This is a genomic window from Staphylococcus gallinarum, from assembly GCF_029774255.1.
In the GTDB taxonomy this organism is placed as follows: Bacteria; Bacillota; Bacilli; order Staphylococcales; family Staphylococcaceae; genus Staphylococcus; species Staphylococcus gallinarum.
In genome coordinates this window covers 524,813-538,931 of record NZ_CP069082.1, presented here as the reverse complement: position 1 = coordinate 538,931, position 14,119 = coordinate 524,813, and the positions used below count along the sequence as shown (strand labels likewise).

General features: G+C 31.8%; 10 protein-coding genes. 2 read left to right on the top strand and 8 right to left on the bottom strand.

The genetic code is table 11. The features are described from left to right. Positions 1 to 8 precede the first annotated feature (8 nt). The 7 genes from JN168_RS02230 to JN168_RS02200 form a co-directional block, all read right to left on the bottom strand. The gene (locus tag JN168_RS02230) at positions 9 to 716 is read right to left on the bottom strand and encodes a MerR family transcriptional regulator (protein ID WP_279526134.1); all 708 of its coding nucleotides are present in this window, start codon (positions 714 to 716) and stop codon (positions 9 to 11) included. 132 nt (positions 717 to 848) lie between these two features. Then, positions 849 to 1,544 (bottom strand): GTP pyrophosphokinase, encoded by a 696-nt coding sequence (locus JN168_RS02225; protein WP_042740283.1) that lies wholly within the window; start codon positions 1,542 to 1,544, stop codon positions 849 to 851. A gap of 170 nt (positions 1,545 to 1,714) precedes the next feature. Beyond that, positions 1,715 to 2,128 carry a DUF2188 domain-containing protein gene (locus JN168_RS02220; protein WP_107512944.1) on the bottom strand — a complete coding sequence of 138 codons (414 nt, stop codon included), beginning with the start codon at positions 2,126 to 2,128 and terminating at the stop codon, positions 1,715 to 1,717. Positions 2,129 to 2,396: 268 nt separating this feature from the next. Continuing rightward, positions 2,397 to 4,328 carry an FUSC family protein gene (locus JN168_RS02215; protein ID WP_229366550.1) on the bottom strand — a complete coding sequence of 644 codons (1,932 nt, stop codon included), beginning with the start codon at positions 4,326 to 4,328 and terminating at the stop codon, positions 2,397 to 2,399. Between the two features lie 348 nt (positions 4,329 to 4,676). Continuing rightward, on the bottom strand, positions 4,677 to 5,375 hold the full coding sequence (gene budA, locus JN168_RS02210; protein WP_107579587.1) for an acetolactate decarboxylase: 699 nt from the start codon (positions 5,373 to 5,375) through the stop codon (positions 4,677 to 4,679). 154 nt (positions 5,376 to 5,529) lie between these two features. After that, positions 5,530 to 5,817 carry a putative quinol monooxygenase gene (locus tag JN168_RS02205; RefSeq protein ID WP_107512941.1) on the bottom strand — a complete coding sequence of 96 codons (288 nt, stop codon included), beginning with the start codon at positions 5,815 to 5,817 and terminating at the stop codon, positions 5,530 to 5,532. A gap of 63 nt (positions 5,818 to 5,880) precedes the next feature. Continuing rightward, complete coding sequence (locus JN168_RS02200; protein ID WP_229366549.1) at positions 5,881 to 7,158, bottom strand: pyruvate MFS transporter; 1,278 nt, start codon at positions 7,156 to 7,158, stop codon at positions 5,881 to 5,883. Between the two features lie 254 nt (positions 7,159 to 7,412). On the opposite strand from JN168_RS02200, the gene uptA reads away from it, so the two are divergent. Then, the gene (uptA, locus tag JN168_RS02195) at positions 7,413 to 8,021 is read left to right on the top strand and encodes an undecaprenyl phosphate transporter UptA (RefSeq protein WP_042740289.1); all 609 of its coding nucleotides are present in this window, start codon (positions 7,413 to 7,415) and stop codon (positions 8,019 to 8,021) included. A gap of 1,752 nt (positions 8,022 to 9,773) precedes the next feature. Next, entirely contained in the window at positions 9,774 to 11,726 is a 1,953-nt protein-coding gene (locus tag JN168_RS02190) for a fructose-1,6-bisphosphatase (protein WP_229366548.1), read from the top strand. Between the two features lie 400 nt (positions 11,727 to 12,126). On the opposite strand, the gene JN168_RS02185 is transcribed toward JN168_RS02190, so the two are convergent. Next, a complete protein-coding gene (locus JN168_RS02185; RefSeq protein WP_182475102.1) occupies positions 12,127 to 13,902 on the bottom strand; it encodes a cation:proton antiporter in 1,776 nt (591 codons plus the stop codon). Positions 13,903 to 14,119 lie beyond the last annotated feature (217 nt).

Sequence of the window (14,119 nt, the reverse complement as noted above, 5' to 3'; positions counted from 1 at the left end):
TAAATTTTTTATTTTTTCATAGCTATACAATCATTTGTTTCATAACAGTTTGGACATTTAAGCGCTCTAGTCTTAGGCGTATGTCTTGCTAATGTCCATGTTATAAATTCTGGAATAAATTTCTGCTGGCAATTTGGACATAAATATTCTACACTTTTGTAATATTTATATGTAAATGCTGTAGTGATTAAGAAAAATGGTGGTAAATTAAATAAGATAGGTTTCCAACTTTTTTTATACATACTATAAATAACAAAGCTATATTGAGCTACAAACAAGGTAATTAATTTAGAAGTAAATGCCATTGGCAATTTCCTATGTTTCGTATTTTCTTTTATATATTGCTGTGTATCAATTAATTTAGTGTAAGATTCTGTGCTACTTTCGCTAATATATTTTTGATACTGTTTCATATCTCTCTCCAATGTTTTTAACTCGTGTATCTCTTCTTCAACTTGTACTAGCTTTTCATTTATTAATGCTCTGATAACATTGAGTTCAACCTTTTCATCAAACAACAACTTAATATCTTTTAATTTAAATCCAAAGGACTTAAGTATGAGTATCATTTCTAATTTTTCTTTACTATTTTTATCAAAATAGCGTCTTCCATTATTTGAACTCGCATTTAACAATCCTTTATTATCATAATATTGTATTGTTCGAACAGAAACATTACATATTTTTGCTAAGTCACCTGTTTGATATAACGTCATATAACAACCTCCTTACTGATCATCCTAATATATAACGCTACGTAATAAACAAGGGATTCATAAAAAAAGTTAGCAAGTTCAAATTACCTAACTCACTAACTTCTTACAATTATGCGTAATTATTTATTTTGATTAGACATCAAATACTTCTGTTCTGATGTTTTGCATCTTACCTTCTACAGCAGTGATGTCATTTGCACACTGCTTTAAGACCGAACGATATTTTTCTGTATTTGTATCATTTTTATAGCGTATTTTATGTTCCAAACTAGCCCACATATCCATACCAATCGTTCTAATTTGAATTTCTACAGGTACTGTCTCTAGAGAATGTGCTAAAAACACAGGAACAGAAACGACAATATGCAAACTACGATAGCCATTATCTTTAGGATTTTGTATATAGTCTTTCCGTTTAATCAACTTTACATCATCTTGTTTTAACAATAGTGACTCAATAACATATATATCATCAATATAGTTACAAACAACACGAATACCTGCTATATCTTGGATATATTCTTTCGCAGATTCTGATGATATCTCACATCCCTTGCGCTTTAACTTCTGAATCAAACTCCGCAACTCTTTCACACGACGCTCCATATGATGGATTGGATTATGTTTATATAATTGCTGAAAATGATCATCTAGAATATCCAACTTGGTACTAATTTCTTTTAATGCAGATGAATATAATTGTTCTAACTCTACAAAGCCAATTAACATATCAAAGGCAGAGTCAGTGTTATTAAATTGTCCGAGACTCTCTTTGAAATCTTCTTTCAAATCTTCAATATTTAGTGAAGATTTTCTTTCCATATACATGCATTGTGCCTCCATTTAATACAATCGTAATACCATCTCATCTTTTTTAATTACGACCACTATTTAATTACTAAATTTCACTTATATAATTAACTCATATTATTAGAATATTTATGTCATTACTTTATCATCTTGTAAAATGAAACATTATTTTACAATACAAATTCATATTATTCATCTTTTTTATGCTCAATTATTTCTGTCTGTCTATTATCAGCAATGTTACGAGCACGCTTCATAGCATCTTCCTTTTTATCAAAACTATCAGATGCTTGCTTTGCACCTTCTGATTTAATTTTCCATACGTCTTCCTCGAAATACACATGCACATCTTGATTATTAAGCTTAGGATTCGCTGAATCATCTTTATCATGTAACGTAATTTTTTTATTTTGCAATTCTTCTAATTCTTCTTTTGTCGCATCTTTATACCAAGATTCTGCTTGTTTCGTTGCAATAGGAATAGCACGATCTTCTTTATATCCATCTTTTAACATTGCATTACCGATATCAATTGCTTTTTTACGTTCTAGTTTATCTAGATTCTTCCAACTTTGAGGATAGTCATCCATAGTCCAAGGCATAAAAAAACTCCTATCTCTTGTAGTTTTCTTATTAATTACCTCTTTTCTTAATCTATTAAACAGTATTTAAATAACGTCTAAATTATATAATCATTCTATATAGCGACGTTATCTTAGACATCCCTCTCTGTAACCGTACACAAACGGCAGTCTGAGATACCTCACTTACTTTAATTTGTTATGATGAGATATTGCGTGTTACAGGCCAAACAAAAAAAGAGGTCAATCCATGATAAATCATGAATTGACCTCTTTAATGTCTGTCTATTTAATTTGTTGGATGTAGTAGTGAAACATTCTTTCTAGCATTAATACAATTACTTTGGATGTGTTCTAAAGCATTTCTAATATAAGTATATTGAGGTAACATCGGTATTTCTTGAACTTGGATATTAGTGCCTCGTTCAAAATGCTTGGCTATATTTTCGAATATCAGTAAATATTGTGCCATTGTCTCATCTGATATATGATAACGTTGTTCATTACTTAACGCTCTTCTAAATATAAAATTTATCTCTTCTAACGCATATATACTTGGATAATAGTATTGAATTGCATTTTTATTACTAAACAATTCACCGTTTGCACTATTATAAACTTGAATCATATTATTTAACTTTACACTTAGCTTCAACATTTCATTCTTTTCATGTTCAACAGATGCATACTTATTAGATGAAAATAAATAATGAAATACAACTGCTTCATTACGTGTTACATCGGCCAATGTATTTGGCAGCATAGACGAGGCTGTCTTTTTCCCAATGAATAACAAGCAAACAACTGCAATGACGATACCTACAATAACATCAATGATTCTTGGGAATGCAACTTGTATCGACAAATGTTGCGAAGCTAAACCATTTAACAACAGAACCTGTATTGTTATAAATATTACAGCAATAGAATAATTAGCCCCAACTAACATTTCCGTAAATCCAGCAGCTACAGCAAGTAAAATAATAGCCACAGGTATCGGTGGTACTGATAATAGTATGAGCGATAACACTAGCACCCCTAATATTGTCCCAATACCTCTAGCGCCAGCACGTTCAAAGCTTTGTAATGTAGTTGAACCTAATAAAATCGTGTGCGTACTGAGAGGTATCCAATAAGCTTTATCAAAGTCAAACATGAGTGCAATGAAGATTGAAATCGCCATAATCACGGTATAGCGAATGGTACTTCTGAATGTAAATGAATCCAAGGTTAAATTATTAATTAAACGATGGCCATATATTGGCATTCTATAATCAACTTCATGTTCAACACGTTCATTATCAGCATTAATTATTGCATCGACTTTAAATATATTGTCGACTAAGTTTTTGTATTGTGCTTCAAACTCTACTTTTTCTGTCCACTGCTTTCTAACAATACCTTTTGAAAAGACTAATTTAATTACAAAATCAGCCATTTCTTTAATCACATTAGGCAATGGTCGTGCATTTTTTTCATTTAATTCTAGTAATTCTGAGAAGATACCTTGCGCTGTATTATGCAACAATAATATACGCTGAAACCTTGGTGAACCTTTAGATTTAGCGGTACTCGATGTAATTAATTGATTGTCCGAATTCCTAAAGGCTGTAACTGCAAATTGCGATGCCTTTTGAAAGGCGTCTGGATTATCAAAGTTATGTACTAATTGCTTTATCATATTAAAGTCATTTTTTATCGCTTTCATTTCTGCTGTTTCCCGGGAAATAGCGATTGTTAATATCACCATTAAAGTTGCTATTATGCCACCAATAAACATGCATAAACCTCTATATAATGCATCTTCTGGTGCGACAGGTAAATTGATTGGTAAACTGAATGCCACGATAAAGAATATTGAAGAAGGACCTGGTATGTTTAATGAGCTAAAAATGTAGTATGGTATCACAGTGATTATAAGTAGTAACACCCCGAATATGAGTGGTTGATTTACTGTTAAAGTGCCTAACATCATGGCTATAGATAGGCCGACTGTCGAGAATAATACGACTCGCAATTTTGCCTGTGCTGGTCCACCAAACACATAAATATGCGCTAATGTACCTGTAGCTATCAACAAACCAGTTGAAAAATGATTGGTGATATAGCCTACAAACAATGGAATAAGCATTAATATGCATTGCCTAAACCCTTTTGCAACATCGATTTTCATCGTATTAACTTTAATTAAGGATCTTAAATATTTAATCAATGTTGACATAAGCATCTCCTTTTTATTTTTTTGTTATTGTTCTACTACTAAAGCATATATTATAAAGGCTACAAAGACATGTACCATTCACCAATATACTAAAAGCATAGTTTTAATTATTCAGTTGACGCATCGACATTTAAAATAAGCAGTTAAGCTAAGTTAGCGTATAACGCTATCCTACATACTACTAATAACAGTCTTGCGCTTGTCAAAGACGCTATCGTTATATTTTATCACTTTTTTGTTATACTTCTAGTTCTTATAAGAAATATACAATATTGTTTTCAATCTATTGTAAGATAGACTAAGCACGATAATACGTTTACCGGCAGCTATCCTTCGCTCTAATTTATACTATTCAATTTCATTAATATCTTCAGCTACTGTAGAATGATCAATATCCGATTCTAAAAAAGCTTGGTCGTTGACAGGAAAGTGTTGCTCTAGCGTTTCAATATTACTAATTTCTATTGTGCCACTATTAAGTTCAAAGTCCAAGATATGACCACCTACTGTCTTGTCTTCATCTACAAAATGCAAATGGAATCCACTTGCTGCAATCCCATGGAATAATTCTGGAGTATAGAATCCTACCACAGTTCCGTTAATTTGCTCATATACAAATTCAGGTTGTTTATCGGCCGAATATTTAAGTTTGGTGTATGGTTTTTCTTGTTTAGGCATCATGCGCACGTGCATTGTTTCAAACTTACCTGTTATTTTCACGGCAAAGAATATATTTTCACTTGCGGCTTTTCCTTTAATATCTTCTAGCAAACTATCAGCATCTGTAATATGCGGAACGAAATAAGAATAATCTGCTTCGAAAGGTGTTACTGTAGCATATGGTGTACATTCAGACCCTGATAATTTTCTAAATCCACCTAAGGCATCAGCATGATATGCAACGCCATTATCAATGATTACTTCGCCATCACAACCTGTCAATGTACCTATACCAAGATCACCCTTTTTTAATATTTCATCGATAGTTGCTGTTCCGTCTAATATCCCAGCCATTAACGTTCCTAACGTTCCGTGTTGATATAACATAGTAAATTCTCTCCTTATTCAACCCAAAATTAATCACATTACATATAATTCACCTTAAAATTATACACGTTTCAATTTATTTATAATAGTATTGCGCTTATCGCAATAAAAAAAGCCTAGCAACTTTATCTGTTGTCTAGGCTCTCGCACTCAATTATGCTTTATCTTGTAACACTTTAATTTCAGGCTTTTCAACTAAATACTGACTAACTTCTTTGAAAAACTGCTGGAAATGAGCAGAATTATTATGTGCTTCTACTGCCGCTTCATCTTCGTATCGTTCAATAAAAGCAAATGTATTCGGTTCATTTGTTTGTTCAAAATGTTGATAAAATAATGAACCCGATTCGTTATTCGCACCCTCAACTAAAGGTTTAACTAACTCTAAGTAATTTTCGCGTTGTGCTGGATTCACTTTCATAATGGCATTAATTGTAATCATATTTTTCCCTCCTAGGGTAATCAATTATACTCAATTCTTTCCCTATTGCAATGATTACAAACTTTATAAATCTTTTTTATCAATTAACAGTGGTTTATCAGGAGTAACAAAGAACCACATAATAATCGCAAAGATCACTGGGATGATAACCAGTTCAAGCGTCATTGTCCAACCTACAACATCAACCATCATACCTGCAAGTAATGGACTTAATAATGCACCTATGTTCCCCCACAAATTCATCCAACCAGAAACTGAACCTGAGAAATTGCGTCCTAAATCAGTTGCTGCAGCCCAACTCATACCAGTTGCTATACCAATACCACCTAAACATAACGATAGCCAGAATACATTAACAACTAGACTATCTGTTTGTATCGACATAAATAAAGAAATACTAAAGATAATAAACCCAATAATCGCAATAGATGCCCTAGCAACAAAACGAGACTTACCACTTTGTAGTAATTTATCTGAAATCGCACCACCAAAGAGAATCAAAATAAACATAGCGATCCATGGTGCACCAGCTGCCCAAGCCATATCAGGATCACTTAACTTCACATGATATTGTTCTGATAAATAAGTTGGCAACCAAATTAAAAATAATGATACGACAAATTGTACAACGAAATATTGTGCTGCAATCGCATAAAAGCTAAAGCGTTTAAAAAATAATTTCCATGGTGCATTTGACTTTTCAGTCTTAATAACGTCTCGATTCTCAACGATAAAGCGTTTCTCTGCTTCATTCACCATTTTATGTTGCTCTGGTAAATCCTTGGCAATAATCACCCATAAAATAGAGATTAAGATTCCAACGGCACCAAATATATAAAATACTGCTTGCCAACCGAACATATTGACGATGGCAATCGTCACAACTGGAGCAATTACAGGGCCAAAATATGAACCAGCTAATAAAACACTAGACGCGCGCCCTTTTTCTCCTTTAGAAAACCAAAATGAATTGAACACGGCATTCGATGGATACATTGGCGCTTCACCTACACCAAATAAGAAACGCACTGCATATAACACACCGTGATTTTTAACTACACCAGTTAAAATTGTAAATGCACTCCACCATACTAATGCAATAGTTAACATTTTTTTAGAGCCAAACTTTTCCGCTAAAAATCCTGACGGCACTTGCATTAATGCATAACCTAATGAGAAGAACGATGCTAACAAACCAAATTGAGTCTTGTTCATGTGCAAGTCTTCCATCATAGGCCCTGCAATAATAGATATATTTGAACGGTCCATATAAGCAATGACACCTATGATAAAGAACGCTATCGCAAAATACCACCTTATGTTTGATCTTTTCTCTTCCATACACTCTCCACACTTTCTCCCTAAAGTTACAAGTCATCATATGACCTATTGTTTCTCTAGATATTACCACAATGTGTAATCGCTTACAATAAAATTTTTACAAATTTGTTAATATTTATCCTTAGTTAATTCATACTAAAGTAGTACCATTTTTTTCTGCATAGTTTGTAATTTTAGATTATAATAAGGGCATGTGATTTTTAAATTTCATTACATCTGTGATGCTCAATATCAAAGGAGTTTAATGTTTTATTATGGAACAAATATTAACTAGTTTTATTAGTACTTGGGGCTATGTTGCCATAGCTATATTGATTCTTTTAGAAAACATCTTACCTTTTATACCATCTGAAATTATTTTAACCTTTGCTGGATTAATGTCAGTAAAATCAGACCTAACAATCCCAACATTATTTATCATCTCAACTATTTCTTCTTTAGTCGGTTTGCTCGTATTATATTACATTAGTAGACTTGTCTCAGAAGAACGTTTATACCGCTTTGTAGATAAATATGGCAAGTGGATTAAATTAAAGGGTAAAGACGTTGCACGTGCCAATGATTGGTTCAAAAAATATGGTACGCTGGCAGTTTTTATATGTCGCTTTATTCCTGTCTTACGTGTTCTTATTACAATCCCTGCCGGCATCAATAGAATGAACGTTATCATCTTTATGATATTGTCATTAATTGGTACAACAATTTGGAACTTCGCACTTATTTTTCTAGGAAAAATGTTAAGTGGTAGTTGGGATGCATTGATGAATGGTTTACATACATATTCATATATCATGTACGTTATCATTGCACTAGCTATTATTTATGTTCTATTTCGTCTGTTCAAAAAGGATAGAGTAAAATAATTATAAGTAAGTATCTTTGGCAAACTTAAATACTTGTAAAGAGAAGTCTTCTTCATATTAATAAGTGTTTTGAACATCAATTCCAAAAAAATAGCACCCAGATGATTGAATTTATCTGGGTGCTATTTTTATTCATACTATGCGTATTATTAGTTCACTTGTCTAGAATATATCTCAGCCTTAGCTTTTAACTGACCTTGTTCCTTCAAATGCCTCAACAAAAATATTTTGCCACGATAAGGTAATAAAATCATTGAAACAATCTCTGTAGGTGATTTCAATTAGCAATTTAGCGCTACACCATATCATCCAATCACAACTGTCTTAAATTTCTATTCAATTACGTTCGTTATGACTAATGTGACTTAAGCAAATTTATGCAGATTAACTAATAATAACTGATATCCGTCTATCCATATTGAAACAGCCTTTTCACCAACTAAGCTTTTTAACATCTTAATTTTATAAGTAACAATGCCCTAACTAATACAGCAAAAAAGACTAACTTCCCCCTTTGAAGTTAGCCTCAACCGTTCAATTTATTTCTCCCTTTTTAATTAATAATAGTGAATCAGCACCAATTATTAACTTTGACTTACACTTTTCATCATAATTTAACCCCTTTTAAATTATAATGTCGCCTAAAACAACTAAAGACGAATGTGTGTCAATTCCATACACCATATTCAAATATAAATGTATAGAATTGAATCAACAGACATGATAATATCCATATTCAATTGACATATGGATGAGATCAAACTGTACCGACCAACAGCTTGAAACTATATGTCTCTGCGACTTATCCTTTCTAAATAAAAAGACACTAAAAAATGTGATTTAAACGTTAATATTTATTGTGCATTTTATATTAACCCAATGCGTAAACGTTCCGTTACAATCTATTACACAACCTTCGCTGACATGAGACTCCGGAATATATGGTAATGTAATAAAGCCTGACCCTTACACAAAGAATATAAATAACCTTCACAATAATTCATACATGATAGTATGATGATACTAACGTTAACTACTATGTATATAGTAAAACCACCTAATTAAATCATAGTAACAATAAATATATAATGAAATGTATGCGCCCAATAACCCCTTATTTAATTGACACATTGCATCACACTATATTTCTAAGGAAAGTATGATTTAAAACTACTACTGAAAAAATTAAGTAATAAGTCCACTCCACTACATTATAATTTAATCAGTATATGTCACCCCAAATGTAAACAGAAAAAATAACTCCCTTATAATTTTGTTACATGCATTTATTATACAAAATTATTAGAATTTTTAAAGTACTCTAAGACATTTTTTTGTAAAAATTCTCCTGTTTTTTTCAAATCAGCAGCTTAAAAGCCGTAACAAAGGCATTCAAAGACGCAAAAACAATCGTTGTAATTATACACTAAAAAGGGATTAAAACACTAATTACATCGGTATAAATAATATATTTCGCAATACCTTTATACAAAATAGCCAATTTTTTATATTTGAGTAACATAAGTGTTTTAAAACGCAGATTATCTTGATAATACGACCATTTTCACTATAATCATTAGCCTTTTCTAAAAAACACATTTTCCAATTCATATTTTAGAATTTATCCTACTTTCATAATATAATATGAACTAGACACAGATAGCGCATTTAATGCTACAATATACTACAAATAAAGAAAACGCTTGCAGTAGTGTTTTTAATGAAAATAAATCAACTGGAGTGACACTAATAATGCCAAGAACAACAGATAAAAGCGTAAAGAGCAGATATTTAGATTTACTTGCAGAACAATTTAACAATAAAGAAGAATTAGCAACAGAAATTATAAATTTAGAATCTATATTAGAATTACCTAAAGGCACTGAACACTTTGTCAGTGATTTACACGGTGAATTCCAATCATTCCAACACGTTCTCCGAAACGGTTCAGGCAATGTTAGATCAAAAATTAATGATATCTTCCAAGATACATTGACACGCAAAGAAATTAATGAATTTGCTGCTCTCGTTTATTACCCTGAGGAAAAGTTGAACCTAATTAAAAATAGCTTTAATTCTAAATCAGAATTAAATGAATGGTATATCACTACGATTAATCGTCTAATCAAATTAATCACATATGCTTCATCTAAATACACACGTACAAAATTACGTAAATCATTACCTAAAAATTATGTATTTATTATTGAAGAATTATTATATAAGAGCAATAAATATAACAACAAGAAATCATATTATGATAAATTGATAAACCAAATCATTGATTTAGAACAATCAGATGACTTAATTATTGGCTTATCATTCACTGTACAACATCTTGTCGTAAACCATTTGCATGTCGTAGGAGATATTTATGATCGTGGTCCAGATCCAGATAAAATTATGGAAACACTCATTAACTACCCTTCAGTCGATATTCAATGGGGAAACCATGATGTCTTATGGATTGGCGCATACGCTGGCTCTAAAGTTTGCCTAGCCAATTTATTGCGTATATGTGCACGTTATGACAATTTAGACATTATTGAAGATGCCTATGGAATTAACTTGCGACCTTTACTAACATTGGCTGAGAAATATTATGATGGTACGAACAAAGCCTTTAAACCTAAAAATTCTGAAGGTTTATCAGACAGAGAATTAGAGCAAATCACAAAAATCCATCAAGCAATTGCCATTATTCAATTTAAATTAGAGGCACCTATTATTAAGAGAAGACCAAACTTTGAAATGGAAGAACGCTTAGTGCTTGAAAGTATTGATTACGATAAAAACGAAGCAACACTCTATGGCAAAACATATCCATTAGAACACACATGCTTCCAAACTATTGATCCTGAAAATCCAAATCAACTTATCGACGAAGAAATAGAAGTGATGGACAAGTTACTATTATCCGTACAACAATCCGAAAAGCTAAAACGCCATATGACATTCTTAATGCAAAAAGGCACATTATATTTACCTTATAATGGTAATCTACTCATTCATGGTTGTATTCCTGTTGATGAACATGGTGAGATGGAATCAATGACGATTGACGGTGTGAAATATTACGGTAGAGAATTGTTAGATCACTTTGAAGCATATGTTAGACAAAGCTTTGATCACAAAGATATTCAAGATGATTTAGCAACAGATCTTGTGTGGTATCTATGGACAGGAAAATATTCATCACTATTCGGTAAACGAGCGATGACTACATTTGAGCGTTACTTTATTGCGGATAAATCAGCACATAAAGAAACAAAAAATCCTTACTATCATCTACGTGAAGATGTTAATATGTGTAAAAAGATGCTTAAAAACTTTGGCCTAGATCCAGAGCAAGGCCATATCATTAATGGTCACACGCCAGTAAAGGAAATCGATGGTGAAAATCCTATCAAAGCTGATGGTAAGATGATTGTTATTGATGGCGGCTTTTCTAAAGCTTATCAATCTACAACTGGCATTGCAGGTTACACATTACTTTATAATTCATTTGGTATGCAACTTGTTGCACATCAACATTTTAATTCAAAGAAACATGTGTTATTAAATGGTGCAGACGAATTATCAATTCGCCGTGTAGTCGATAAAGAACTAAAACGTAAAAAGATTCGTGACACTAATACCGGTGAAAAAATACAAGAAAAAATAAATATTTTAAAAGAACTTATGCACGACCGCTTCGTCCAATAAACAATGAATAAATTATCTAATCATCATCTCATCTTTATTAAACAACTCATTTATAAGTACAGTTTTTTAAAGAGAGCTAACTAATCATTTTATACTTAAGACACCTAATTATTTTAGTTTAGAGTTAGTAACTAAAGTAATCGAAGGTGTCTTATTTTTGCAGTATGACATTGTAAAACTGTAGATAACTAAAATGTGATATGCGTTTAACAAGATTCCTGTGAAAGTAATACACGTTTCGAAGATTCAATTTTCAGATGTTAGCTCCTAATAAAACGTTCCGACATGCAATTAAGCCAGCAAATGAGTGTTCACATAATCATTTACTGGCTTAATTTATAGTATTCAAACCTTAATCGCTATCGTTTCTTTCAAATTCAAGCGAACTAGAGTATTTTATTTAAATATTTTGATGTAAATATGCATCCTTTAAATAACCAATCGTACCACTTTCATGCTCTAATAATTTATTGTTAATACGTTTAAACGTAACTACTTTGTTAGTGCTAATATGATAAAGAATCATATCATTTTCCGTTAATTGATCTTTCTGTTCGATAGGTAATTCTAAAATATTATGCTGCGTTATAAATCGATTAAACCAATGTGCAGTAAAGTTCCAATCGAACAAAATATGATTGCGAATTGGTCCATCTAAATTCGTTCTTGCATGTTCATCACTGAATGACACTGGCATTATATCTACATTATTCAATCCAAACTCTGGTACTAACTCATTAAATGCTAAACTATTAAAGACAAAAGACTGTGTCATCAGTATACATTTATTATACCTTGTCATATCTGCATAAATACGGTCGCCACTTGATAATAAATTCCCTTCAAATACTTCAAAATCTAAATCTTTTGCACGTTTTGATGTATTATCAAATAAATTAAACGTCATCACTGGTATATTATGTTCCCGTAATTTCGCACCTAAATGGAATGAAAATTCACTCTCACCAACGATGATTACACCAGGTGGTTCAGTACTTGATAAATTCATTACTTTACTTAATGGCAAGAAACTAAATCCATAAATCACCACTGTAACAAATACTAGTCCAAAGGTCACAGGCGTGATATATTCCGCCATAGGTGTATTTTTTTCCACAAATAAACCTGCGAAGAATTGAGCTACAGTTAACACTACAATACCTCTTGGAGCCATCATTGACACCATCGCTCGTTCACGCTTTGAAATTTCTGTATTGATCGTTGCCAGTAGAACCGAAATAGGTCTAACTAGAATAATCATAATTGCACAAAATACAAAGAGCTGCCACGAGATTACATTTTTCAAGACATCTAGTGTTAATGATGATGTAATTAAAATAAATACTGTAGATATCATTATGGATGATGTATTTTCTATAAAATGATCTGATTCCTTAAATATTAAATCATGACGTTTCATTCGAGCCATCATCAAACCAAATATTGTAACTGCAAGTAATCCAGATTCTGGTAAAAATTCATCACATATCGCAAATATAAGTAAAATGAATACCAACTGTATAGGTGGCATTAAATTTTGTGGTATTAAATCTCGTTTAATTAACCACATAAATAGATATGATGCAGCAAATCCAATAATAATCGCTACACCTAACCTAAATATAAAACTGAATAAAATAGGTAAATTGAAACCTTGTTCCATAATTTCAAAGATATAGAAAGCCCCTAATGCTAACATAGGACCTATAGGGTCTAAGATAATACTTTCCCATCTTAATATTGAATCTACACTTTTACGCACCTTCGCTTGTTTTAATAGTGGCTGAATCACTGTAGGACCTGTAATTAAAAACAGTCCTCCTAAAACTAGGGATATAGACAATGAAAAACCAATAACATAATGCAATGCAACGGCTCCCAATACCCAAGCGATAATTGCACCAATAGTAATAATGCGTATCACTGCTTTCGATATCCCTTTGAGCTCTCTAAAATCTAAATTACTACTTCCTTCAAATAGTATTATAGCAACCGCTAAAGATACCAAAGGGCTAAACACAGATTCTCCTAAACTTTCTTGTGGATTTATCAAGCCAAATATCGGCCCCACCAATAACCCTACAATTGCCATTACAACAATAGATGGCCATTTAATTCGCGAGGCAAACCATTGACTAAATATACCCAACGCTAAAAATATGACAATCACTAACATTAATGGCAAATTTAATAAAGACACATTTACTCCCTCTCTCTATTTATAAAGTTAAACATCTTCACATTTGCATTTTTACTTTTACTCCCAAAAATGCATTAAGAAAATATCCTACCAAAAAATTTCAATTGACGCATTTAAAGAACCTTCATTATCTACCCAAAGTAATAAAATTCAATCAATGGTTTCTAACATTATTTTTTCATTTAAAATTTAA